At 30.4% G+C, this 25,854-nt stretch carries 27 protein-coding genes; 7 read left to right on the plus strand and 20 right to left on the minus strand.

The window, feature by feature from the left end:
- Window positions 1-119: 119 nt before the first annotated feature.
- The 20 genes from ELQ09_RS02775 to ELQ09_RS02870 all read right to left on the minus strand — a co-directional run bounded on the left by ELQ09_RS02775 (window position 120) and on the right by ELQ09_RS02870 (window position 20,620).
- On the minus strand, window positions 120-2,486 hold the full coding sequence (locus ELQ09_RS02775; RefSeq protein ID WP_134224642.1) for a flagellar protein: 2,367 nt from the start codon (window positions 2,484-2,486) through the stop codon (window positions 120-122).
- A gap of 21 nt (window positions 2,487-2,507) precedes the next feature.
- A complete protein-coding gene (locus tag ELQ09_RS02780) occupies window positions 2,508-3,896 on the minus strand; it encodes an NADH-quinone oxidoreductase subunit N (RefSeq protein ID WP_070316543.1) in 1,389 nt (462 codons plus the stop codon).
- A complete protein-coding gene (locus tag ELQ09_RS02785) occupies window positions 3,886-5,373 on the minus strand; it encodes an NADH-quinone oxidoreductase subunit M (protein WP_134263751.1) in 1,488 nt (495 codons plus the stop codon). The genes ELQ09_RS02780 and ELQ09_RS02785 overlap by 11 nt, the downstream gene beginning before the upstream one ends.
- Before the next feature lies 1 nt (window position 5,374).
- Window positions 5,375-7,165, minus strand: a complete 1,791-nt coding sequence (gene nuoL / locus ELQ09_RS02790) for an NADH-quinone oxidoreductase subunit L (RefSeq protein ID WP_057034799.1) — start codon at window positions 7,163-7,165, stop codon at window positions 5,375-5,377.
- Window position 7,166: 1 nt separating this feature from the next.
- Window positions 7,167-7,463 (minus strand): NADH-quinone oxidoreductase subunit NuoK, encoded by a 297-nt coding sequence (nuoK, locus tag ELQ09_RS02795; protein WP_042635946.1) that lies wholly within the window; start codon window positions 7,461-7,463, stop codon window positions 7,167-7,169.
- A complete protein-coding gene (locus ELQ09_RS02800; protein WP_002856161.1) occupies window positions 7,460-7,978 on the minus strand; it encodes an NADH-quinone oxidoreductase subunit J in 519 nt (172 codons plus the stop codon). The genes nuoK and ELQ09_RS02800 overlap by 4 nt, the downstream gene beginning before the upstream one ends.
- Window positions 7,975-8,616 carry an NADH-quinone oxidoreductase subunit NuoI gene (nuoI, locus tag ELQ09_RS02805; protein WP_002873772.1) on the minus strand — a complete coding sequence of 214 codons (642 nt, stop codon included), beginning with the start codon at window positions 8,614-8,616 and terminating at the stop codon, window positions 7,975-7,977. Before nuoI ends, ELQ09_RS02800 begins: the two co-directional genes overlap by 4 nt.
- 9 nt (window positions 8,617-8,625) lie before the next feature.
- The gene (gene nuoH / locus ELQ09_RS02810) at window positions 8,626-9,624 is read right to left on the minus strand and encodes an NADH-quinone oxidoreductase subunit NuoH (protein WP_134263752.1); all 999 of its coding nucleotides are present in this window, start codon (window positions 9,622-9,624) and stop codon (window positions 8,626-8,628) included.
- Window positions 9,617-12,079, minus strand: coding sequence for an NADH-quinone oxidoreductase subunit G (locus ELQ09_RS02815; RefSeq protein ID WP_057042640.1), 2,463 nt, complete (start codon window positions 12,077-12,079; stop codon window positions 9,617-9,619). The genes nuoH and ELQ09_RS02815 overlap by 8 nt, the downstream gene beginning before the upstream one ends.
- The gene (locus ELQ09_RS02820; protein WP_057042639.1) at window positions 12,076-12,768 is read right to left on the minus strand and encodes a hypothetical protein; all 693 of its coding nucleotides are present in this window, start codon (window positions 12,766-12,768) and stop codon (window positions 12,076-12,078) included. The genes ELQ09_RS02815 and ELQ09_RS02820 overlap by 4 nt, the downstream gene beginning before the upstream one ends.
- A complete protein-coding gene (locus ELQ09_RS02825; protein ID WP_052834354.1) occupies window positions 12,765-12,992 on the minus strand; it encodes an NADH-ubiquinone oxidoreductase subunit E family protein in 228 nt (75 codons plus the stop codon). The genes ELQ09_RS02820 and ELQ09_RS02825 overlap by 4 nt, the downstream gene beginning before the upstream one ends.
- A complete protein-coding gene (gene nuoD / locus ELQ09_RS02830; RefSeq protein ID WP_057042638.1) occupies window positions 12,989-14,215 on the minus strand; it encodes an NADH dehydrogenase (quinone) subunit D in 1,227 nt (408 codons plus the stop codon). The genes ELQ09_RS02825 and nuoD overlap by 4 nt, the downstream gene beginning before the upstream one ends.
- A gap of 1 nt (window position 14,216) precedes the next feature.
- A complete protein-coding gene (locus ELQ09_RS02835; protein ID WP_079742592.1) occupies window positions 14,217-15,011 on the minus strand; it encodes an NADH-quinone oxidoreductase subunit C in 795 nt (264 codons plus the stop codon).
- Window positions 15,008-15,511, minus strand: coding sequence for an NADH-quinone oxidoreductase subunit B (locus tag ELQ09_RS02840; RefSeq protein WP_002777888.1), 504 nt, complete (start codon window positions 15,509-15,511; stop codon window positions 15,008-15,010). The genes ELQ09_RS02835 and ELQ09_RS02840 overlap by 4 nt, the downstream gene beginning before the upstream one ends.
- Window positions 15,493-15,882 (minus strand): NAD(P)H-quinone oxidoreductase subunit 3, encoded by a 390-nt coding sequence (locus ELQ09_RS02845; RefSeq protein ID WP_002824972.1) that lies wholly within the window; start codon window positions 15,880-15,882, stop codon window positions 15,493-15,495. The genes ELQ09_RS02840 and ELQ09_RS02845 overlap by 19 nt, the downstream gene beginning before the upstream one ends.
- A gap of 112 nt (window positions 15,883-15,994) precedes the next feature.
- Window positions 15,995-16,660 carry an ATP-binding cassette domain-containing protein gene (locus ELQ09_RS02850; RefSeq protein WP_057042636.1) on the minus strand — a complete coding sequence of 222 codons (666 nt, stop codon included), beginning with the start codon at window positions 16,658-16,660 and terminating at the stop codon, window positions 15,995-15,997.
- Entirely contained in the window at window positions 16,653-17,363 is a 711-nt protein-coding gene (locus tag ELQ09_RS02855) for an ATP-binding cassette domain-containing protein (RefSeq protein WP_057042635.1), read from the minus strand. Before ELQ09_RS02855 ends, ELQ09_RS02850 begins: the two co-directional genes overlap by 8 nt.
- A complete protein-coding gene (locus ELQ09_RS02860) occupies window positions 17,360-18,154 on the minus strand; it encodes an ABC transporter permease (protein WP_079742591.1) in 795 nt (264 codons plus the stop codon). The genes ELQ09_RS02855 and ELQ09_RS02860 overlap by 4 nt, the downstream gene beginning before the upstream one ends.
- Entirely contained in the window at window positions 18,141-19,085 is a 945-nt protein-coding gene (locus ELQ09_RS02865) for an ABC transporter permease (protein WP_052782885.1), read from the minus strand. The genes ELQ09_RS02860 and ELQ09_RS02865 overlap by 14 nt, the downstream gene beginning before the upstream one ends.
- Window positions 19,085-20,620, minus strand: coding sequence for an ABC transporter substrate-binding protein (locus tag ELQ09_RS02870; RefSeq protein WP_134263753.1), 1,536 nt, complete (start codon window positions 20,618-20,620; stop codon window positions 19,085-19,087). The genes ELQ09_RS02865 and ELQ09_RS02870 overlap by 1 nt, the downstream gene beginning before the upstream one ends.
- A gap of 296 nt (window positions 20,621-20,916) precedes the next feature.
- Between ELQ09_RS02870 and ELQ09_RS08480 the strand changes: the two genes are divergently transcribed.
- From ELQ09_RS08480 to cgb, 7 genes are all read left to right on the plus strand, one after another.
- Window positions 20,917-21,435, plus strand: coding sequence for a molybdopterin-dependent oxidoreductase (locus ELQ09_RS08480; RefSeq protein WP_250504748.1), 519 nt, complete (start codon window positions 20,917-20,919; stop codon window positions 21,433-21,435).
- Between the two features lie 41 nt (window positions 21,436-21,476).
- Window positions 21,477-22,697, plus strand: a complete 1,221-nt coding sequence (locus tag ELQ09_RS02875; protein ID WP_250504749.1) for a molybdopterin-dependent oxidoreductase — start codon at window positions 21,477-21,479, stop codon at window positions 22,695-22,697.
- A complete protein-coding gene (locus ELQ09_RS08380; protein WP_240692699.1) occupies window positions 22,676-23,278 on the plus strand; it encodes a molybdopterin dinucleotide binding domain-containing protein in 603 nt (200 codons plus the stop codon). The genes ELQ09_RS02875 and ELQ09_RS08380 overlap by 22 nt, the downstream gene beginning before the upstream one ends.
- A gap of 10 nt (window positions 23,279-23,288) precedes the next feature.
- Window positions 23,289-23,945, plus strand: a complete 657-nt coding sequence (locus tag ELQ09_RS02880) for a DMSO/selenate family reductase complex B subunit (RefSeq protein ID WP_057042595.1) — start codon at window positions 23,289-23,291, stop codon at window positions 23,943-23,945.
- Window positions 23,932-24,798 (plus strand): DmsC/YnfH family molybdoenzyme membrane anchor subunit, encoded by an 867-nt coding sequence (locus ELQ09_RS02885; protein WP_057042596.1) that lies wholly within the window; start codon window positions 23,932-23,934, stop codon window positions 24,796-24,798. Before ELQ09_RS02880 ends, ELQ09_RS02885 begins: the two co-directional genes overlap by 14 nt.
- The gene (locus ELQ09_RS02890; protein ID WP_002877556.1) at window positions 24,798-25,355 is read left to right on the plus strand and encodes a molecular chaperone TorD family protein; all 558 of its coding nucleotides are present in this window, start codon (window positions 24,798-24,800) and stop codon (window positions 25,353-25,355) included. Before ELQ09_RS02885 ends, ELQ09_RS02890 begins: the two co-directional genes overlap by 1 nt.
- A 66-nt stretch (window positions 25,356-25,421) precedes the next feature.
- Window positions 25,422-25,844, plus strand: coding sequence for a single-domain globin Cgb (gene cgb / locus ELQ09_RS02895; RefSeq protein ID WP_057042597.1), 423 nt, complete (start codon window positions 25,422-25,424; stop codon window positions 25,842-25,844).
- The last annotated feature ends 10 nt before the right edge of the window (window positions 25,845-25,854 follow it).

Here is a 25,854-nt window from a genome sequence, read left to right on the forward strand (position 1 = left end):
AATCAGCTATTATTTCTAGCACAGTAAGTGATATAGCTAATAATATCTTAGAAGATGTTAAGAAGAAGAGGTTTTAACCTTAGATAACTAGCTAAAAAGCTAGTTATCTCTAAATTTACTTATTGATTTAAAATTTGATTTTTACTCTTGCATAAATTCTGCCAATTTGAAACACCTTTGATTTCAAGACATTGTTTTAAACTTTCTTTTTCAGCTTGTATATTTTGCATTCTTTCATAAGTTAAAGCTTGGATATATAAAGCTCTTGCTCTATCTTCATCTGAAAGTTTTAATTTAAGCAAATCTGTTAAAACAGCTAAACTTTCTTCATTTTTATTGATTTTAGCCAAAGTATCAAGATACATAAATTCTAAATTAGGACTAAAAAGATTTATACCTTTAAAATTTTGATAGTCAATAGCCTTAGGTGCGTAAGTTAAAATGGTTGTTTGCATATTATGATCATTAGCATAAGAAAGTAAAGCATCATAGGCTTCTACTATACTAAAATTCATTGGAAAACTTTCTAAAATTTGCAAAATTTTAATGGCTTGATTGTAGTCATTTAAACGCAATAAAGATAAAAATTGTAAATAATAAGCCTTAAAATTCTCATCGTCGCTTTTTAAAATTCTAGAATTAGCTATATCTTTAGAAATTTTGATAACCTGAGGATATTGTTTATTGTCAAAAAGAATAGATGCTTTTTGAAGACCATAAAATATAGAATCTTCATTATAATTTTTATCTATATAATCAAGCGCTTGTTCAACATTAGAAGTTCTAATAAGACAAGCTAACATTTGTTTTTTATTCTCAATTTTCTGACCTATATCATAAGCACTAAAACGCATAAAAATATTTGCAGCATTGATACAATTATCAGCTTTTATCGCATTTTTTAAATCATTAATGGCTGCTTTCTCTAAAAATTGAGTGGCATTTGGAATTTTTTTACTTTCTATAAGATCTTTATAAGCTAAAATCGCACTAAAATTTCCCTCTTTATAATAAAGTGCAACATCTTCATCTAAAGCTTTATTTGCAATATTCTCATCTTTATTTGCATATTGCTTCATTAAATCTGTATAACGTTGATGCAAAAAACTTGCATTATTATCGCCTAAAGCAAAAAATACCTCGTCACTTGCTTTTTTAATTTCATCTAAATACTTACCATCTAAATAATCATCCATATATAAATCAAGGTATTTTTTAGCATCACTAGGTCTGTTAGTATGCGATAAAACCAAGGCTAAGTCTTTTAAAGTTTCTTCATAACTCGGATCAAGTTTTGACATTTTAGCAAAGGCATCTTCATAAATACTTGCACTTATATCAAATTGTCCTTTTTGATTAAATAATTTAGCAAGCTCTAAAGATCTTGGAATATCTTTTCCAAAATATTCAGGATTGGCTTTTAAAATGGTATTAATATATTCTATAGCTTTATTTACCTGCTCATTTGAAAGCAAATTCTTTGCCAAACTCATAGCTGCCCTTGCAGCTAAATCTAAATTTTTTGTATTAAAATAAGTATTTTCATAAATATTTACAGCTTTTTCTTTTTCATTTAAATTATAAATATAGTCTGCATAATCAAGCCTAGATAACTGAGTAAAATAATTATTGGGTTGTTCATTATCCAAAATCGACATTGTATACTCTACATCAGCACGCTGAGCTAAAGCGATATAAGTTCTTAACATTATATGTAAAACTTCTGAAAAATTTTTATCACTTGTAAAAGTACGCGTCCAATTTTTAGCATCATCAATCATCTTTTCTAAAATTTGTTGATCACGCATACTTGGATCTTGGGTGTAAAGTTTATTTTGAGCTCTTAATTTATATAGTATAAATTCACTAGTAAAAATACTGCCACGATATCTATTGATAGCATTTTGTGCATCAATCACCACTTGATTGTAATTAGCCTTATCATATTCTTTTTTAATGCGTAAATAAGTATTGATATCTGCACTTTGAGGGATGACAACAGGATCAGAATTTAAATCCAAAGCTCCAACATAAGGCAAGCTCTCATGTGGAAAATTGATATTAAAATCAAGTCCATCATAGTCTTTAACGCGTGCTAGTTCTGGTGTAAAAATAAAAGTAAAAGCTTTGCTTTTATACGAACTTGATGAACTAAGTTCTTTATCTATATAAATATTTTGAGAAGTGTCAAACATTCTTGCTTGTATTTTTGGCAAAATGATCATTTTAATTTTTTGAGCTTCTTGTATAAATTTTAAATCAAAAGCAGAAAAACTCTGATCTTTTAATTTATTATCAACCATACCTGCAATATCACATTCAAAATGAACTTTTGCTTCGGTAATAAATTTTTGACATGTAAATTCTAAATCATTACTCGCATGTAAAACTGCAAAAGCTTGATTATTTTCACGACCCGTGTTTAAAACAAGCTCAAAAGCAAAAGCATTTAAAAAACTTAATAAAATTAAAAATAATATTCTCATAAAATAATTATAGCAAAACTCTTATAACATTAACAATATAGCAAAAGTGCTTACACAAACACAAAAAGCTAAAATAAAATTTTGTATAAAACTAAACTTAATACTATGAACCCTATCATTTCTCATAAATAAAGCATGAATTAAAATTTTTAAATACGCATAAAGCATAATAACAGAAGATAAAGCCACAAAAAGCGCCAAATACCAATATCCATTTAAAATTGCTGTATTTAAAATCATAAATTTACCCCAAAATACTCCAAAAGGCGGGATACCTGCTAAAGAAAGCACACTAATGCTCAAACAAAAAGCAATTAAAGGTTTTTTAACCAAAAGCCCATTTAAACTCTCATAAGAATTATTCTCATAATTGCTTAAAATCATAAATACAGCATAATTTGCAAAAGCAAATAAAGTCCAATATCCAAAAATAGCAAGCAAAATTCCATCAAAATTTTGTTCTTTTAATAAAGGAATGCAAGCTACCAAAACCAAAGAAGAATGTACTACAGAACTATAAGCGAACATTTTTTTGATATTGTTTTGACTTAGAGCCGCAAAAGCGCCTATAAACATAGAAAAAATCGCTAGAACTATTATGATATATTCAAAACCTGTATTATTTAAAAAATCAAACAAACGAATAACCACAACCAACATGGCAACTTTTGGCACAACTGAAATAAAAGCAACCAAATTTGTATGTGCTGCATAATACACATCTTTAAGCCAAAAATGAAAAGGCGCCAAAGAAAGCTTGATTGCACAAAGAACAAAAATCATCACTCCAGCACCCAAAAGCATGGGATCTTTTTGAAACTCATTTTTTAACGCTAAATTAGCAGATAAATCTAAAGTTCCTGTTTTTAAATAAATAAAAGCTACAGCCATAACAAAAAACCCAGCTCCTACAGCCGCTACACTAAAGTATTTTATCGCACTTGAAATAGCATTATCACTTCCACGCATTGCTATTAAAGTATAAAGTGCCAAAGAAGAACTTTCAAGTCCTATAAAAATAAGTACTAAATTTGAGCTTGAAACCATCAACAGCAAAGATGCAATCATAAATAAAAATAAAGCATAAAATTCACCTTGATTTTCTTCTTTTTGCATAAAAAGATATAAAAATGAAAAACACAAAATCACCAAAGAAGCATAAAATGAAACAATATCATTATTTAAAGTGGCCAAAAAAGCTTTTGCTTCTAAACCTTGAGCATTTGCATTATTCAAAATCAAAAAAACACTTACAATTAAAGATAAAGAACTTATACCGATATAAAACGATCGATGAAATTTCCAAAAACCAGAGCAAAGCAAAAGAACTATTGCAGTTATAATTAAAAATAAAAATGGATAAGATAAGCTTATATTTAAAAGTTCTAAATTTAAAAAATTATTTAACATTTGCCTCTCCTATTTTGGATAAAAAATCTAAAGTATTTTGCTCAACAGCTCTAATATTCATTATTTTTATAAGATTATCCACATCTTTTTGTATCGGCTTTAAAAGTATATTTGGCATAAGCCCTAGTCCAAAAATCATTACTACAATACACACAAGAGCTACTATTTCTCTAAAACGTAAAGAAAAACTCTCTATAAAGCTTTGTTTTTGTATGAAAAATATTTTTCTAAATACTGCGAACATATAAATCGCTCCTAAAATAATCACCAAACCTGCCAACAAAGCATAAAGCAAATTAATCTTTGCTATACCTAAAAGAATTAAAAACTCTCCCACAAAAGAAACAGTTAAAGGCAAAGAAACGCTTGCGAGTAAAATTAACATAAAGAAAATTGAAAATAAAGGTGCTTTTTTAGCCAAAGAATGATAAAAAGAAATATCATAAGTATGATATCTTTGATATAAAAGTTCAACCATTAAAAATAAAGCTCCCGTTACAATACCATGTGCAAACATATAAAAAACCGCACCGCTAATACCCAAAGCATTTAAAGAAAAAATTCCCAAAATCATCACACCAAGATGTGAAATAGAACTATAAGCAATCAATTCTTTAATATTTTCTGCCCTATAAGCAATTAAAGCATTATAAACGATACTCACTATACATAAAGCTACAATTAAAGGCATAAAATACACACTCGCATCTGGAAAAAGCGGTAAACAAAAAAGCAAAAATCCAAAAGGAGCCATTTTAAAAACTACAAGCATTACAGAAACAAGAACAGGCGAATTTGCATAAACCTTAGGTGCCCAAGTATGAAGTGGAAATAAAGGAGCTTTGATAGCAAAAGCGATAAAAAATGCTCCAAAAAGTAAAAGTTGCTCTATAAAATTTACCGCCGAGGCATTATTTTTCCAAATTTCTAAGTCAAAAGTGAAGATGTTTAAAAGTTGATAATTTAAATAAGCTTGATAAATCAATGCCACAAGCATTAAAATTGAACCCGCAAAAGCATAGATAAAAAATTTCACCCCTGCTCTAAAATCTTTACCATAAACTCCCATAATATAAAGCAAAGGCAAAAGAGAAAATTCCCAAAAAACATAAAATAACAAACCATCTTTTGCACTAAAAAGTCCCATAATAGCAAATTCTAAAAAGAATATACAAGATACAAGTGCTTTTTGTTCCAGCTTTAAAAATAAAAAGCTTAAAAATATCATCAAAGAACTTAAAAGCATCAATATAAGTGCGATACTGTCTACTCCTACGTGAAAGCTAAAAAATTTCAAAATTTTAAAAGAGAGATTATAATCAAAGCTTACCCCTTGTAAAAAATCCGCAAAAATATCCAAATTTAAAGCCAAAATCATAAAACTTACAACAACGCTAAAAACCTTAACACCCCCACGATTTAAAAGCAAAACCACAAAAGCAGAAATTAAAGGAAAAAATATCAAATAATTTAGCATTTTACACCATCCATACCAAAATCAACAAAATCACAAAAGCTGCCACCAAAAATCTAAGCATTAAGTTTAAGCTATTTGGCATAATCATTTTTTGTGAAATATTTTGAGAATACAAAGCAATTTTTTCAACTATTCTATCAAAAATATAAAGATCACAATGCTTTAAAATCGCACATAAACTTTCATATTTTGAAACGATAAATTGATGATAGAATTGAGGAATAAAATAATCATTACTTAAAAGTTTGTGAATTTTATTTTCTTCAATACTTTCTTTAAACCAAGAATTTTTATAAGCAAAAATAGCCAAAATTACACCCAAAATAGCTGCTACACTCGCACAAATCATTACAATTTGATTTTGTGCATCAATAAAAACTAATTTTGTGCTTAAATATTCAAAAAAACTATGTTCAAAAAATCCTGCAATAATAGCTAAAACCATCAAAGGACTCATAGCCAAAAGTGCGATTTTGCTTGCTTCATGTGGATGTTCATTGTGTCTTACAGGGGTAAAAAATACCAACATTAAAAGTCTAAAGCTATAAAATGCTGTTAAAAAAGCTGCGATTAAGAGCACTAAAAAAATACCATGGTGAAAAGAAATAAAAGAATATCCTAAAATCAAATCTTTAGAGAAAAATCCTGCAAAAGGATAAATTCCTGCTAAAGCTAAAGATCCTATACACATCAAAATAGCTGTAAATTTTAAAGGTTTAAAAAGTCCACCCATTTTTTTAATGTCTAATTTATCATTCATAGCATGCATTACATTTCCAGCACCTAAAAAAAGTAAAGATTTAAAAAAAGCATGTGTAGCTAAGTGAAATAAAGCTATACCATAAGCCCCAAGTCCTGCAGCCACAAACATATATCCAAGTTGCGATAAGGTAGAATAAGCAATAATGCGTTTTAAATCCCTAGCCACCAAAGCCATAGAGGCTGCAAAAATCGCTACAAAAGCTCCAAGTAAGGCAATAATATAAGAAACCTCAGGAACTAAATCATAAAGCGTGCTCGCACGAATTACCAAATAAACCCCCGCTGTTACCATGGTTGCTGCATGGATTAATGCAGAAACAGGAGTTGGCCCTGCCATAGCATCAGCAAGCCAAGTGTGAAAAGGAAATTGTGCAGATTTTCCCATAGCCCCTATAAATAAACAAGTTGCGATTAAGATCAAAGCGTTGTGATCTAGGCTTTGTGCCATGGAAAAAACTTCATCATATTTTAAAGTTCCTGCTTGTAAATAAAGCCAAAAAATTCCCAAAAGCATACCCAAATCCGCAATACGATTCATAATAAAAGCTTCATTAGCCGCAAAAGAATAAGTATCATTTTTATACCAAAAACCTATGAGCAACCAAGAGCAAAGTCCAACACCTTCCCAACCTACAAAAAGTCCTAAAAAATTATCACTCATGACTAAAAAAAGCATAGAAAAGACAAAAAGCCCCAAATAAGCAAAAAATTTATTAAAACCTTCATCATGAGCCATATAAAAAATACTATAAAAATGCACACAAGTAGCTACAATACCTACAACACTCATCATAGTAAGCGAAATGGCATCTATATCAAAGCCAAAATTTACTCCAGCAAACCATTCAAACAAACTCACATTAAAAGCTTCATTGCAAAAAAGCAAATACAAAGAACAAAAAGCACTTAAAGCTACTAAAAGTGAACAAATTATCCCTACAAATTGTTTTTTCTCACTCAAAGCAAAACAGCTTGCAAACAAAAAAGCTACAAAAGGACTAAAAAGAGAAATCAAAGCTAAATTTTGCATACTAAGCCTCCACTTCTTTTAAGCTTTTTAATTCCAAAGTGCCTTTTCTTCTATACCAAAGCACACACAAAGCTACGCCAACAGCTACTTCACAAGCGGCTACACCCATGATAAAAAGCACAAAAACCTGTCCATTTAAATCATTGTGCATTTTAGAAGCTGCTACTAAGGCTAAATTAGCACTATTTAATAAAATTTCACTCGAAATAAAAAGCATAATGAGATTTTGTCTTTTTAAAATCCCTACAAGCCCTATGACAAACATTAAAATAGCAACGAAAAAATACTTTTCTATCATTGTTTTTCCTTTGTAAGCTCTTTATGAGTAAGAGTGATAGCACAAACTAAAGCGATCAAAAGCAAAATAGCTATAAACTCAAAAGCTAAAAGATATTTTGAAAAAATCGCTAAAGCCAGTTGTTTATTGAAATCAAACAAAGCAGGATCATTTAAAGGTAAATCCGTGCTGATATTTTGGTATTTAAAACCTATAAGCATGGCCAAAAGTAAAATTGCACTTAAAACCACCAAAGTAAAAAAACTTTTTTTAGCTTTAAGTTGTTCTTTAAATTCTTTAGAAGCATCAAAAAACATCATCGCAAAACTATAAAGTCCAAGCACAGCTCCACTATAAACAATAATTTGTATCACGCCTAAAAACTCTGCATCAAGTAAAAAATAAAATCCCGATAAAAACACCATTCCGCCCGCTAAAGCCGAAAGAGAATAAAGCATATTTTTACTTAAAACCGCAATGCCAAAAAAGCCTAAAACCACTACACTAAAAAATACAAAAGCCAAATTTTCTATCATTTATTTTCTCCTTGCTCTTGTGTATTTTGATTTTCTAAGGCTCTTTCAATCATCACATCGTAATAATTTGGTGTTTTTACCACCAGTAAATCAGCATCTTTTCTAAGGCTTCCTGCTCCTTCAAATTCAACTTGATTTTTAAGCTTATCAATAGGAGTTAAAAAATCTTGCTTGTAACCAAAATAAGACCTTTGCTCGGCCGCATTTTCATACTCTGTGCCATGTACTATAGCAAGTTCAGGACAAACCTCAGCACAAAAACCACAATAAATACAACGCCCTAAATTAATACTATAATTTCCTACTTTTTTACGCCCATTTTCATCTAAAGAAGTTTCCATTCTGATACAATTACTAATGCAAATTTTTTCGCAAAGCCCACAACCTATACATCTTTCATTTTCGCTTTCTATAAAACGCATCAAACGATGAACAGCACGGTAACGATTATCAAGCTTTACCTTTTCAAAAGGATATTTAATCGTAGCGCTATTATTTCTCTTAAGTAATTCTCTCATCATCACAAAAAGTCCTACAAAAAGCTCTAGTTTAACGCTTCTACGCAAAGCTTGTGAAATTTTTTCCCAAGTACTAACAGGAGTTTTTCTTTTCTCATCTACTAAATAATAATTTTTCATATCAAACTCCTATAAAAGAACTGCCAAAGCAGTGATTAAAAGGTTTAAAACCGCTAAAGGGATTAAGATTAAATAGCACATTTTCATCACTTGATCTGGACGCAATTGCGGAAAAGCAGCTCTTGCCCAAAAATACCAAAAGAAAATAAAACTTGATTTTACTATCATCATAATCCAACCAGGAATAATCCAAAAGCTATTAAAACCCCCTAAAAACAAAAGAGTTACCAAAATAGCTCCAGCTATCATAGAAGCATATTCACCTATGAAAAACATACCCCATCTTAAACCCGAATACTCCGTTCCATAACCCGCTACAATTTCAGCATCATTTTCCGTCAAACAAAGCGGAGTTCTATTAGTCTCTATAAATAAAGCAATTATAAAAAGCACAAAAGCCAAGGGCTGTTTAAAAATAAGCCAAGAAAAAAATCCATCGCTTTGATAATTGTTAATATCCACCAAAGAAAAAGAACCTACAAGCATTACAATAGCAATCAAAGCTAAAGCTCCTACGCTTTCATAGGAAATAATTGCTACAAGCCCTCTTGCAGCCCCTAAAATCGACCATTTATTATTACTTGCAAGTCCACCCAAAAACACCGCATAAAAGCAAAGTCCTGAAGTACCAATGACAAAAAGCAAAGCTACATTAATATCTGCCACTATAGGCTGAATCACCCTTCCAAATAAAGTAAATTCAGGTAGCATAGGAATAGTTGCTAAAGAAACAAAAGCACAAATAGCAGAAATTAAAGGTGCTATAGCAAAAATAAATTTTTGCGAATTTGAAGGGATTATATCTTCTTTAGTAAAAAGTTTTATCATATCAGCTACAAGTTGAATAAGCCCAAAAGGCCCTACCATATCAGGCCCTATACGTCTTTGAAAATAAGCTAAAACCTTTCTTTCAGCATAAGTTGCAAGACCTGCTAAACTCGCAAATATTGCAATGATAATAATACATTTAATTAAAGCCTCTAAAGCAAAAAAAGCAAAATCACTCATGGTTTGCTCCTAATTTTTCTAAATTCGCCACAACAAATCTTTCATCAAAAAAGCTTAGCGTATCAAGTTTTTCATCGAAATACGGCAAGAAAGCTCCATTTTTTATATCCTTATCCACACGCACGCTAAGGCTTAATTCTTTATCTTTTATTTTAAGTTTTACAAGATCTTTATCTTTTAAATTTTTCTCTTTAGCTAAATTTTCACTTACACCTAAAAAAATCACCTCATTAATCGCACTAGCACGATTTGAAAATCTACCAAATTGATAGCTAGGATTAGCACTATAAAGCAAAATTTCATCTTCTTTTGGGTTTAAATTTTCAAAATTTGGAGAGATGAATTCTTTTTTAGCAACTTGTTTAAAACATTCTAAATTAAGCTCATATCCCCTTTTACAATCACCTGCATTGGTATAAAAATTATCTAAATGATCAAAATCAATCGGAGAAAAACCTTTATTTATAGGGAGTCTCTTAGTATAATTTATAGTATATTCCTCATCAAAACCTAAAGCATTAGCCAAATCATTTAAAAAATATCCCTTAAATTCTAAAGCAGCGTTAGTTGGCACCACTCTTTTATCATAATTTAAAAAAGTTCCTTCTTGCTGATTTAAACTCGCACTAGCTAAATTTGCATGCTCTTCATAAGAAAAACTAAAATCACCTTTTTCATTGTAGCCTAAAGTCTTGCCTTCTTGTGTATTTTTATCCAAATCACAAATCATAGCCACACCTAAGGTATTAGTATGCGTAGGATTTAAAAAGACTTTAAAAGGAGTAGTATTTTGAATCAAAGCAAGTAATTTAGCAAGTTTTTTCGCATTTTTATGAAAATAAAAATCACTCCCTATAACAAGAGTAAAATTTGCTTTTTTAAGCAATAAATCTTCTAATTTATCTTCATCTATACCTAAATTTTTAGCAAAAACAGAACGTTGCACTTCTATGATTTTTTTCACTTTTTTAGGTACGACTTTTTTTACTTCTTTTTGGATTTCATTGCCTTCTTCATCTTTTTCTATAACTTGTTCTACAACTTCTTCGTTGATACTTTCTTCTATTTCTTTATTTTCACTAACAAAAAACTCTGCTAAATGAGTTTTAATACCTTCATCTTGACTAAATTTTTGAAGTAAAAAATATAAAATTTGCTCTTCATCGCCACTTTTATGAATGTGTGAGATAAAATTTTTGGAATATTTTGCTATACCCACATCTTCCATAGGATGAAAATAAAGCCCTGAGCCTTTATTCATCACTAAGGCATTATTGATTTTATAGCTAAGCGTTGGAGCATCATATCTTAAAAGCGTTCCAGCCACAACCAAAAAATCACTTTTTGTTATATCTTGAGTATTAGCACTATAAAACTCGCCAGAATTAGCGATAAATTCTTGTAAAAATTCTTTAAATTTCAAAGCTTCTTCATTGATCAAAGAAAGATTAAATTTCTTTTTTAAATTTTGTAAAATCAAAGCTTCTTCATTGGTAATAAAACTATTAAATTTAATGTTTTTAATTTCATTTTTCTCAAAAAGTTTCACAAGTTCTTCAAAGGCTTTTTCATCTTTATCCGCCTCATTTTGCGTATCAAAAGCAAATCTTGCAGCCTTATTTAAACTCGCAAAGGCAAAATCATTACTCACACGATAAATTTTTTCTTTTTGATTACTAATGCCGCTTTGCTTAATATCATAATACATCAACTCACAATCGCTTGAATGCGGATTTGAAGCAGGGATTTTTTTAAGTTCCCAAATATTTGAAGTGTATTGAAATTTCGAACCTATCAAAGCTCCTGTTGGACACACACTTGTACATTCTCCACAAAATGAACAATCAAGCGTATCACCATTTGCAGGGCCTATCAAACTTTTTTGAAATTTAGTCCAAATCGCATAAGCATCTTTTCCCATGCTCTCTTTAAAGCTATTATCCACACTATCTCCGCCACGAGGAACAGTCTTTAAAGCACTTTCTCCGATTTTATCCTTACAAACTGTAATGCAACGCTCACATACTATGCAAAGTGCGGGATCGTAATTAATCATTCCCCAATGTTTATGTGGTTTATGTGTGTCTTTAATCCAATGCTTTTGAACATTTACACGGCTTTTATGAGTGAAATTTTGCAATTCACACTCGCCTGATTTATCGCAAACTCCACATTCTAAAGGATGATTGATACAATAAGCTTGCATGATCTCATTTCTTTCATCCCAAAGATTTTGTAAATCACTTTCTACAACCATACCCTCTTTTGCTTTAGTATTACAAGAATATACCTTTTTACCATCAGCTTCAACCATACACATACGACAAGCCAAAGTAGGACTACAGCCTGAAAGATAGCAAATCGCTGGAATAAAAATATCATTTCTTCTTGCTATATTTAAAATATATTCGCCTTCTTCAAAGGCGCAATCTATACCATTAATCTTAACTGTCATTTTGCTTCCTTTATGCGAATTGGAATAAAATCAAAACCATTGTTTTCATAATTTAAAAAAGCTATGGTGCCTTGTAAATTTTCATCTAAACAAAGCTTGGCTTTAAGACTAAAATCTTTAGCCAAAATTTCAACTTCACTTTGATCTTTGCATTTTGCAATTTGTAAAAATTGCTTTGAACAATGTAAATTTTTATCTTGTAAATTTACTCTAAAAAGCACTAAACCGTCATAATTATCTAGTTCTTTTAGGGTGTTTAATTTGGCCTTTTTAAAATCGCATTCTTCTTCATCGCTATCTAAAATCTTTAATTCATATTTTACGCTTAAGAAATTCAAAAAATATTTGATATTTTCGCTATCTTTGTAAGAATGGATATTTTTATCTATAATTAAATACTTAGCCTCTTTTAAAAAAGCAAGCACTTCACCTGCTTCTTCCTCTCCAAAACAAGATTCAGCACTTAAATATCCCTCATCTAAATCGCTAAATTGTCCTTCATCGCTTAATTTACAAAGCAAAGCCAAAACAAAACTCAAACTTGCAATTTCACATTTATAAAATTTAGCTTTTAAATTTTTATCTTCCAAACAAGAAATATTAATGCTATTTACACCTATTTTTTCACATAAATTTTTGTTTTTAAGGCTTAGCATATCTAAAAAACAAAGAGCATTATCATAAATCATACTCTCTCCTTTTTTATAACAATAGTCCAATCTACTTGATTAAATTTCAAAGAATTTAAAAGCTCACAGCCTTGTTCTTTTATAAAAGAAAAACTTTTTTCAACAGGAGAAAAATCGCCGATTTCAAAAAGCACCACTAAAACCTCGCCTTGTTTTGCTTCTTTTATGATTTGCGCTAAATCTTCAAAAAGTTCTTTGCTTTTTCTTAAATCTACTCTTCTCATCGATCTATCTCACCTAAAACTATATTTACATTACCCATAATGGCTACAACATCAGCTAAATAAGTACCTACAAGCATTTCTTCAAAAAACGCACAATGCCAATAACTAGGTGTTCTAGCCTTTAAACGATAAGGTCTTCCTGTGCCATCACTATGGATAAAAAAGCCAAGCTCACCTTTTGGACTTTCAGTAGGCACATAAACTTCGCCTTTAGGGGGTTTTAAGCCTTGAGTGATTAAAACAAAATGCTGCATTAAAGAATAATTCTGCGTTAAAATTTGTTCCTTTGAAGCACTTACATACTCAGGATGCGTAGCTAAAATTTCAGGCGAAGTATCTTTATAAAGCGTGGCACATTGTCTAAGGATTTTCAAACTTTCACGAAATTCTTGCATATAAACTTTATATCTTGCATAAGAATCCCCTTGTGTAGCATAAGGCACACCAAATTCAACTTCATTATAAAGCAAATAAGGCTCTTCTTTGCGTATATCGTATTTTATACCGCTTCCCCTTAACATCACACCCGTACAACCCCAATTTAAGGCTTGTTCTTTAGTAACCACACCTACATTTTCAGTTCTTAAACGCCAAATTCTATTATCATCTAAAAGATCTTCATAATCTTTTAAATCATTTGGAAATTTATCGCAAAATGCAAGCATTTCTTCTAAATAATTCTCAGGTAAATCAAGCATAACCCCGCCTATTCTCATAGAAGAATGCGTAAGTCTTGCACCGCAATACTTTTCTATCAAATCCAAAACATATTCTCGTTCTCTAAAGCAGTATAAAAACACACTCATCGCACCAATATCAAGTGCATGAGTGGCAAGCCAAAGCAAATGTGATGCGATACGGTTTAATTCTAAAAGTATCATGCGTATGACTGCTGCACGGCGTGGAATTTCTAAACCACAAAGTTTTTCGACCGCCGCACAATAAGCATAATTATTTGCTGAAGCAGCGATATAGTCCATTCTATCAGTAGTAGGAATAAACTCTTGATAAATCATATTTTCAGCCATTTTTTCCATACCACGATGCATATAACCTATACAAGGACGCGCTTTTACAACTTGCTCTCCATCAAGTTCTAAAATAAGACGTAAATTTCCGTGAGCTGAAGGGTGTTGAGGACCTAAGTTGATAATCATCTTTGAGTCTTCTTGCTCAAAAGCTATATTTTCATAATAAGGTTTTAACTTGCTAGGAATTTGCATTTTAACGCCTTTTCTCTAAAATTTTTGCTTCATCACGTTTTACTTTTTTTACAAAAGCCACGCCTTCATCTTCTTGATATTCTTGTTTAAAGGAAATTTCCTTCTTTTGACTACCTTTTGGCACTTCATGATAAAGTCTTGCAAAATTTAGCGTATCTTTATCATCAGCAAAACCAGAATCTCTTTGCTCTTCGCCCACTACTTCACGATATTCTTTGCCAAAAATTTTATCAATCTCATACCATCTTGCAAACTCATCGCCCTTTAAAGGATAAGTTTTTAAAAGCGGATGTCCAAACCAATCATCAGGCATTAAAATGCGTTTTAAATTAGGATGATTTATGATGAAAATTCCAAACATATCATAAATTTCTCTCTCACTCCAATTTGCTCCTTTAAAAATATGAGCCACGCTTTGCAAACGCTCTTTTACGCCTACAAAAGTTTTTATTCTCACTCTTAATTTTTTTTCTAAATTTAAAAGCTGATAAAACACTTCAAAACCATTTTTATCTGCTACAAAATCAATAGCACTTGCTTCTGTAAAACTTAAATAACCTAAAGTTTTAAGCATTTGCAAGGTTTTAACATTGTCTTCTTTTTTAATTTCTATTACCCAAAAATCAAGTTCTACAAAGGAATTTAAAATTTCTACTTGAGTTTTTAAAACTTCAAAATCATCTTTAAAAACACTTTCATTAACATCAGATTTTACAGTGTGTGGTGCGTGATAAAATCTATCTTTGTAGTAATTTTGAGTTTGAGCATTTTTTTTATCGCTATACTTTCTCATTATACCAACCTTTTAGGTGCGATTTTACGACTTGCTTTTTCTTTGCGGATCTTTTTTTGCAAAATCATCAAAGCAAACTGAAAACTTTCTGGGCGTGGAGCACAGCCTGGCACATAAATATCTACAGGTATAATTCTATCCACTCCTTGAACCGTAGAATAAGTATTAAACATACCGCCTGTATTGGCACAACTTCCCATAGAAATCACCCATTTAGGATCAGGCATTTGATCATAAAGTCTTCTTGTAAATTCAGCATGCTTTTTACATAAAGTTCCTGCGATAATCATCACTTCACTATGGCGTGGTGAAGCTCTAAAAATCGTTCCAAATCTATCAAAATCATATCTTGAACCCCCAGCCGCCATCATCTCAATCGCACAACAGGCAAGTCCATAAGATAAAGCCCATAAAGAATTACTCCTGCCCCATTGAACTAGTTTATCAACGCTAGTTAAAACTACGGGCAAACCACTTGCATAATTTACTTGATGCTCTGCCATGCAAACGCTCCTTTTTTATAAGCATATAAAAATCCAACTCCTAAAAGTACGATAAAAACAAAAACTTCTAAAAGTCCAAACCAACCTAAATCTTTAAAAATCAAAGCCCAAGGAAATAAAAACACAACTTCTATATCCAAAAGTATGAAGATTAAGGCGATGATGAAAAATTGAGAGTTAATCTTGTTAGCTTGTTTAACAGGAATAGGACCGCATTCATAAATTCCAAGTCCTAATTTTTTGCGATTTTTTGCGGCAAAATTATTACCGATTTTTGAAGCTAAAAAAACCAGTCCAAAAAAAATAACACTAGCAAGTACTAGCATTAAAAAAATACCAAAATAAGGATGCGAAGCATCTATATGAGACATTTATTCTCCTTTTTTAAAGCACTTTAATCACTCCACAACAAAAATTAAATTTACACTTTTCTTTATTTTACTCTAAACTTTCTATATTGAAACTTATATTAAAAAATATTTTTTAAAGTTTTAATTTTTTATGATTAAATTTATAAAAAAGATCACTTTGATGGGTTATAAATATATAAGAAATATTATTTTTTTGCTGATAGTCATATAAAAAAGTTAAAATTTCTTTAGAAGTTTTAATATCAAGCGCTGAAGTAATTTCATCTAAAATCAACAATTTAGGATTTAAAACCAAAGCACGGATAAGACCTACACGCGTGGCTTCTCCTCCGCTTAACTCATAGGGTTTTTGTTCTAAAATTTGTTTTTTTAGACTAAAAAAATCAAAAAATTCTAAAATCAAGTCACCATTCTTTTGTAAATTAAAATTTTCCAAACCATCTTGTATGAGATTTTTGATTTTTTTATAAGGGTTTAAAGCCATTTTTTGATCTTGAAAGCAATATTGAATTTGCTTTCTTAAAAGTCTTTGTTTGTTTTTATCAAGCTTGTGTAAGTTAAGATTTTCATACCATACCTCACCCTCACTTGGATCTTCTAAAAAACAAAGAATTCTAGCTAATGTACTTTTACCTGCACCACTTTTACCTAAAATTATTAAATTGTCATTTTCATTTAAAGAAAAATTGATATTATCAAAAATAATATGTCTTTCTTTTTTTAAATACCAATGCTTTTTAAGCTCATAAAACTTACTTAAATTACAAACTTTAAGCATTATAATACCTTAAAAACTCATCTAAGCTATATAAATTTGAACTATTTTTTTCTAGCATAAGAATTTCATCTGCTAAAGAATTTACCAAATTTAAATCATGAGTGATGCAAACTAAGGCTGTGTTATTTTTTAATTCTTCTAAAATCGATATAATCTTAGAAGCGTTTTCTTTATCCAAAGAAGCTGTGATTTCATCACAAATTAAAATTTGGGGTTGATTTAATAATGCCAAAGCTAGGCTCACCCTTCTTGCCATACCCAAACTTAATTCATTAGCATAAGAATGCCACAAACGATCAAGATTTTCAAATCCTAATTTTTGAAAATAAGAAAAAGCGTAATCTTTTCTTTCTTTTTGTTTTAATTTTGTATGAGTTTTTAAAACAAGATGACATAAATTTCCAATATCCAAATAAGGATAAAGACTAAGCTCTGCATCTTGCAAAACAAGTGCTACATTAGAACGAAAATCTCTAAGTTCTTCTTTGTTAAAATTAAAAATACAAGAATTATGAAAACTTAATTCATCAAAACTTATTGTGAAATTAGAATCTAAAAGTCTTACCAAAGCTTTTCCTAACAAACTTTTGCCCACTCCACTTTGTCCTAGTATCATTAAAGTTTTGCCTGTTTTTATATCTAAATTAATATCCTTAAGCAATAAATTATTCTTCAAACTGATATTTAAATTTCTTACCTTCAAGATCTTATACCCCAAATTTTTTGTAAAAAATTACCCAACCATAAAAGAGGTAAAAACAACAAAAGCAAGCTTAAAAGTGGAAAAAGTATCATCCACCAAGCACCCATAAAAACTGCTTTTGAAGACTCACTCAAAAGAGTACCTAAAGTTGGAATTTCAAATCCTAAACCCAGTCCAAAAAAACTCAAAGTAGCTTCTGTGGCTATAGCATGAACGATATTAAATATAAAAAGTGTAAAAATCAGTGTTTTTAAAGCAGGTATTAAATCTTTAAAAAAAGCTCTAAATTTAGTTCTTCCAAGCACTATATTTACTTTGTAAAAATCTAAATTTTCAAGTCTTTTTAATTCACTTTCTATAATTCTTGCTATGAAACACCAATGAATTAAAGCGATTAAAAAAATCATCAAAAACACATCAGAAGTTATCATACTTTGAAAAAACATCATAAGTAAAAAAGCAGGCAAGGCTAAAAAAAACTCTAAAATACGCATCCAAAAAACATAAAAAAAACATCGCGCTAAAAACAAATAACACAAAGCAAAGATAATAGACAATAAAGATCCACCAACACCTATAAGCAAAGAATTTCTCAAAGCAAAAAGCAAACGAGAAAACAAATCCCTGCCTAAAAAATCAGTCCCTAAAATATAAGTAAAATTAGGAGCTTGATGCAAATTTTCTAAATGAGTACTTAAAATATCAAAAGGAGCCAAAAAAGGTGCAAACAAGGCGCATAAAAACAAAAAAATTAAAGGCACAAGAATGATAAGAAATTTAAACAAAATCAAGCCTTCTTAATCTAGGATTTAAAATCCTAGCTACAATATCACTTAAAAATGTAAAAAATGCTGCAAGTAAAACACTAAAAAATATAAGCGCAAGTACAACAGGATAATCTTTAAAAATAATACTTTTAAAAAGTAAAGACCCAAGTCCCTCGTAAGCAAAGACACTTTCTACCACATAAGTTCCCATCATAAAACTTAAAGCACTTCCCCCAAAATAAGCCACAATAGGGCTTAAAGAATATTTCAAAACTAAAAAATAAATATCTTTCTCCCTTAAAGCCCTAGCGTATAAATTTTGAATAAAAATTTGAGAAAAACTTTCATTGATAAAATTTCTAGCAATCCTTAAAAATAACGCCAAATGTGATAAAACGAGTACCAAAACAGGTAAAATCAAATGCTCTAAACGATTTAAAAAATCATCTTCAAAGCCTATATCACTACTTCCCATAACAGGTAAAATTTTCCAAAAAATTCCAAAAATCAAAACAAACAATAAAGCCAAAACAAAAGGAGGTAAAGCAAAAAAATTAAAAGCTAAAAAAGTGATGATTTTATCTATAAAACTTTCTTTATAATAATATCCCAAAAGTGCCAAAAAAACACTGAGTAAAAATAAAAGCATTAAGGCACTAAAACCCAAAATAAAAGTATTAAAAATTCTTTCTTTTATAAGCTTTAAAACACTTTCTCCACTTAAAAAAGAAACCCCTAAATCTCCTTTTAAAGCCTTAAAAAGCCAAATTTTATACTGCTCTAGCAAAGGCTTATTAAGCCCTAAATTTTGTTCTATTCTTTGAACAAATTCTTTACTTTGTGAATTAACTCCATTAGCATAAGCTATACTGCCTTTACTAAAATAAAGTAAAACAAAACATAAAAAAGTGCTAAAAAATGCTACGACAATACTAAAGACTAAGCGTTTTAGCACTATTTACTCCACTCATAAACATTCCAAGTAAAACCCACTCCGTGATGACCTAAAATCCTTGTTTTGATACCTTTTAAATCTTTATTATAAACCAAAGCAAAATCAAGATAAGCTAAAAAAATAAAAGGAGGATTTTTATACAAAGCATCTATAAAATCTTTATAATATTTTTTTCTCTCTTCTAAATTTGAAGTATTTCTTGCTTTTTGCAAGGCTATATCCACTTTTTTATCATGATAATGTCCAAAATTCCAACCCTCATCATTTAAAGCACTATCTTGCGAACTTTTAAATACCCTAAAAGTGTGAAAATCAGGATCTAAAGGACTTCCCCAGCCTATTAAAAAACTATCTACTTTAGAATAATCAAAACTTCCAGCAGGTTTAGCCACCACCTTGCTTACAACTCCTATTTTTCTAAATTCGCTTTGCAAAATTCCAGCTAAACTTACCCTTAAAGGATCATTACTCATCGCCCAAATTTCAAATTCTAAAATTTTCCCATCTTTTTCAAAATTTCCATCTTTATTTTTCTTAAAACCTGCACTTACAAGCAAGTCCTCGGCTTTTTTAGGATCATATTTGTAAATTTTAAAATTCTTAGAATTTGCCCAAGAACGCTCTAAAGGGTGATTGGCTACAAAAGCATAATCATGTAAAAGATTTTTTACTATACTTTCTTTATCAACTGCGTAATTTAAAGCTTGTCTTACTTTTAAATCTTTCAAAAATTCATTATCAAAATTAAACATTAAAGCCCTATAATCAGCTGATTTTTCACGCAAAATTCCAAAATTTTCATCATTTTTAAAAATATTTAGCAAAGAAACATCGATTAAAGCTGCGTCTATCTTGCCATTTTTAAGCTGGGCACTAGCTATAGAAGGATCAAAAATGTGTTTTATAATAAGTCTTGGAGTTTTTACCTTATCAAGATAAAAATGTTCATTGGCTTTAAATTCAACATATTCACCTTTTTTCCATTTTACAAATTTATAAGGACCTGTACCTATAGGATTTTGATTAAAAGAGCTTGTGTTTAAATTCTCATTTTCAAGCAAATGTTTAGGAAGCATTCCTATACTTAAAGCATCTAAAAATGCAGGATAAGGTTTAAAAAGTGTGATTTTTACATGAGAAGGATTTAAAATTTCCACACTTTTAATGTCTTCAAAATTGACATAAACAGAAGAATTATTTTTAGGATTTTTAAAGGCTTCTATGCTAAATTTCACATCATCAGCGCTAAATTTGACTCCATCATGCCATAAAACATCATCTCTTAAAAAAATATCATAAACAAGTCCATCTTTACTAACATCCCAAGACTTAGCCAAATCAGGCTTTAAACTCATATTTTCATCAAAACGCGTAAGCCCTGAAAATACAAGATTAATCACTGCATCGTGATCCTCGCTATAAGCAGGATTTATCCTTGCGATTTCATTTTCAACCGCTACAATAAGTGTATCTTTTGGGATTTTTGCTTCTAAATTTACAAAAAGTAACAATACAAAAATTAAAAATCTCAACATAAAAAACCTTTTTATTTTAATAACGCACAAAATTATAAAACAAAAAAACTCAACTCGCAAGCCTATACGGGGGATAAAGTTATATTTTAGTTATAAATTTATATTTAAATACTATTTTAATAAATTTTTATCATTATATTATTCAAATTTTTATTTTTTTGAAGTTAAATTCATAAACGAAAAATCCATTATAAAGCCTATATTTAGGAGTTTTAAAGTCTTAATTTTAATTGAATAAAATTATTATTTGTATTATAATCGCAATTACTTTTGTCACATAAATGTAAGGAGATAACATGGAACAAAATCGTAGAGATTTTTTAAAATGGAGTTCTTTGTTTGGCGGCTTAACCTTAAGTCCTATAAGTCTAAGTGCAAATTTATTAAAAACTCCACCATTGATCAGCAAATGGGCTGGATGTAATGTAAATTGCGGAACAAAATGTCCTGTAAAAGTGCATACTCAAGATGGAATTATTAAATATGTCAGTACTGATAATGAAGGTGATGATAGCTTTGATAATCGTCAAGCAAGAGCCTGTATTAGAGGTAGAAGCTCAAGATATAAAGTTTACAATGCAAATCGCTTAAAAAGACCATTAAAAAGAGTGGGAAAAAGAGGCGAAGGTAAATTTATGCCTATTTCTTGGGAACAAGCTTTTGATGAAATTTCTGCCAAAATGCAAGAAATTAAAGAAAAATACAGCAATGAAGCCTTTTATATAAATTATGCAACAGGAACAACAGGAACAATAATCAATCGCTGTACACAAGGTCCATGGGCTAGACTTTTAAGTCTTTATGGTGGTTATTAAATTATCATAATTCTTATTCTACGGCTCAAATTTCAAATGCTATGAATTTTTTCTATAGTGGATCTCCTGCTAGCGATATATACACTTTACGCTCTGCAAAATTAGCTATATTTTTTGGAGCAAATCATGTTGAAACTAGAATGGGAGGTGGTGGAGTAGGCTATGCTTATCAAAAAGCCTTAGAAGAAAGTGGATGTAAAATAATTCACATTGACCCAAGATACAATGATTCTATGATAGGGCATTGCGATGAGTGGATACCTATAGCACCAGGAACCAATGCAGCTTTGATTGCTGCACTAACTTATGTGATGATAAAAGAAGATTTACTTGATAGAACTTTTCTTGATAAATACACCATAGGCTTTAGCGAAAATACTCTGCCACAAGATGCAGCCAAAAACTCAAGCTATGAAAGCTATGTTTTAGGACTAAACGATGGAGTAGAAAAAACTCCTGATTGGGCTAGCAAGATTACAAAAATTCCAGCACGCCGCATAGTTCAACTTGCAAGAGAAATTGCCACCATAAAGCCTTGTTTTATAGAACAAGGTTGGGGAGTGCAAAGACATCCAAATGGAGAACAAAATGCAAGGGCGATAGCAACTCTAGCTTGTATTACAGGAAATATTGGCATAGAAGGCACAAATACAGGATTTCGAACAGGGTCAAGTAAAACATATGATATAATGGGTATGCCTTTTAAAAATCCAATAAAAGATTCTATTCCTTGTTTTTTATTCACAGACGCTATTTATCGCGGAAAAGAAATGACAGATATTAGCGATGGGGTGCGTGGCACAACACAATTAAAACAAAATATCAAATTTATTTTTAATACAGCAGGAAATTGTCTTACAAATCAGCACAGCACAATTAAAGAAGTGTATGATATTTTAAGCGATGAGAATTTGTGTGAGTGTATAATAGATGTTAATGTAACTAGAACTCCATCAAATAACTACGCAGATTATATCTTACCTGATGCAACTATGCTAGAGCAAGAAGATTTTATAAGACCTAGCGCAGGATATTATAGCAATAAGCCTTATATTATTTATTGTCAAAAAGCTATCGAGCCAGTTGGTGAAGCAAAACCTATTTATGAAATGTGTCTTGAACTTGCTAAAAGACTTGGCATAGAAAAAGAATTTAGCGAAGGAAGAACACAAAAAGATTGGCTAAAATACCTTTATGAAGAAAGTATGAAAAAAATCCACTTTTGCCTAGTTTTGAAGAAATGTGCGAAAAAGGACTTGTAAAATTTGAGCCTGTAAAACCTGTAGTGGCATTACAAAGTTTTATAAAAGATCCTATCAATAATCCTTTAAAAACTCCTAGCGGAAAGATAGAAATTTATAGCACAAAACTCGCACAAATGCAAAAAACTTGGAAATTAAAAGAAGGACAACAAATAGTGCCTATTCCTGTTTTTGAAAGCCAAAGAGAAGGGATTTTGGATCCATTAAAACAAAAGTATCCTTTGCAATTTTTTGGCTATCACTACAAAGGTAGAACGCATTCTAGCTTTTGGGAAATTCCACAAATTAGAGAAGCTAATCCACAAGAAATTTGGATAAATACCATAGATGCAGAGCAAAGAAGTATCAAAACGGGCGATGTGGTGCAAGTAAGAAATGACTTAGGAATCATACAAGGCATAGCAAAAGTTACTCCAAAAATCATACCAGATTGTGCAGTAACCCCACAAGGTGCATGGGCAAAATATGAAAATGGTATCGATGTGGGAACTTGTGTGAATTCTTTGGCAAGTATAGTGCCAACTGCTATTTCTAAAGGAAATGGACAACATTCTATTTTAGTTGAAATTGCAAAAGTTTAAGGAGAAAAAGATGAAATTAGAAGAAAATTCACAATTTGGTTTTATGCTAGATCAAAGCAAATGCGTAGGCTGTAGGACTTGCTCACTTTCTTGCAAGGATTATAAAAACATGCCTGTGGGGGTTAATTTTCGCCGTGTGTTTGAGACTGAAGGGGGAAATTGGACCTGTAAAGAAGATGGAAGTTTTGAGCAAAGTGTTTTTGCTTACTACACTTCTATTTCTTGCAATCATTGTTCTAATCCATCTTGTCTTAAAGCTTGTCCAACCGGTGCAACAATGAAAATAAAATGGGGAATAGTAGCAATCGATGATAGTATGTGTATAGGCTGCAAAGCTTGTGCTACGGCATGTCCTTATGGCGCACCTCAATTTAACCATGAAAGTGGTCATATGAGCAAATGCGATGGGTGTTATGAGAGATTAAAAGAAGGTAAAAATCCAATTTGCGTGGACTCTTGTCCTTTTAGAGCATTAAAAGCAGGAGATATAACAAAACTGAGAGAAGAACATGGAAATTTAGCCTCTATCACACCTTTACCTGACGCTTCTATCACGCATCCAAATTTATGTATAGTGCCTGAAAAACATAGTTTGCCTTCAGGTAATAAAAGTGCGATTTTTCATCTACCTCAAAACTACCAAGGAGTTAAAAATGACATCATTTAATCACATTTTAAGCGAAATGTCTTTGGTATTATTTACTATTTTAGCACAAGCTGTAATTGGACTTAGTTTGGTTTATGCACCTGCATTTATAAATGGTTACAAAAATTATGCAAATTTAAAGTCTTTTGGATTAGCCTTAGGAATTGCAATGATGGTTGCTTTTATCCCTTCATTTTTTCATTTAAATGATATTACACATATTTTTAATGTATTAAATAGAATGGGTGTTTTTTATGCAAACAATGAGTGGCATATAGGCTGGATGAATAATGAAATTTTATTTGTATCTCTTGTATGCGCTTTGGGCTTTTTGCTTTATCTAAAAACTTCAAATTGGGTGTTTTATCTTACGCTAATATGTGGAATTTTAGGACTTTTCTTTATGAGTGGAGCTTATGGTTCCATGCAAGAAAGTGTACCTACTTGGGATTTTAAGATCACTTTGCTTTATTTTTTTGCTAGTGCTATATTTTTAAGTGCTATTGTTTATTATTGTTTTTTTGAAAATAGCGAACATGAAAGAAAAATGTCATTTTTTACAGGACTTATAGGCATAGGGCTTTTAAGCACTGCTATAGTTTTACAAACCCTACATGTAGGACAAACTTGGATTATGGGGCTTGTAAACCCTTTTGAACTTTTAGGTGGAACCTATGATTGGTTTATATCGCTTTCTTTTGTATTCTTAGGACTTGGGATTGTTACTTGGTATTTGCATAATTATTTACATGAAAAATTTAAAAGTAAATTTTTTGCTTATTTTGCCCTACTTTGTGCATTTTTAGGGGTGTTTACCACTAGAATGCTATTTTATGGACTTATAAGTACTCAAATCATGTTGGGACATTCTTGATGCAAAAATTGGCAATAGATATATTTATCAATTTTTTGCAAAATCCACCTAATCATTTTTTGCTAGAAAAACTTAAAAAAGAAGAATTCTGGCAAAATTGGTTTTTAAAAAATAATAGCAAATTACAATGCACCGCTTTAAAGCTTTTATCATCTTCAAACGAAGATGATAAATTAATAGCAAGTGATTTTACATCTTTGTTTTTAAGCGATGTTGATTATGTAAAAGCACCGCCTTTTGCTTCTTTTTATCTTGATGAAAATAAAGAAATTTATTCAGATAATTCTGATAAAGTTAAGCAAATTTTTGCGCAAAATAACTTTTTTTCTTTTTTTAATGAAGAACCTGCAGATAGCTTGATAAATGAATTATTATTTATTAGTTTTTTAATCAAAAAACAAGATGATATAACTTTGCAAAAATTCTTAAAAGAAGAATTTTTTACTTGGTTTAATATGTGGAGTTTTGATGTTATCAATAAAGCTAAAACACATTTTTATAAAGCATTAACAATGTTAATGCAAGACTTTTTCAATCAACTAAATACAAAATTTTAACACAAGTCAATTTTTTTCTCCTTTTTAAGATATAAAATATCTCTTTTACATTAAAAAGGAGAAATTATGACAAAAGAACAAATTCAAATCATCAAAGATTGTGTGCCTATTTTGCAAAAAAATGGAGAGGATTTAACTAATGAGTTTTATAAAATAATGTTTAATGATTATCCTGAGGTAAAACCTATGTTTAATATGGAAAAACAAATTTCAGGAGAACAACCAAAAGCTTTAGCGATGGCGATTTTAATGGCAGCTAAAAATATAGAAAATTTAGAAAATATGAGAAGCTTTGTTGATAAAGTTGCCATAACTCATGTTAATTTAGGGGTTAAAGAAGAGCATTATCCTATAGTTGGAGCCTGCCTTTTAAAGGCTATTAAAAATCTTTTAAATCCTGATGAAGCCACTCTTAAAGCTTGGGAAGTTGCTTATGAAAAAATTGCTGAATTTTATATCGATATAGAAAAAAAGCTCTATGATAAATAATACAAGCCCA

It is taken from the genome of Campylobacter sp. CH186 (assembly GCF_004378925.1).
Classification (GTDB): Bacteria; Campylobacterota; Campylobacteria; order Campylobacterales; family Campylobacteraceae; genus Campylobacter_D; species Campylobacter_D jejuni.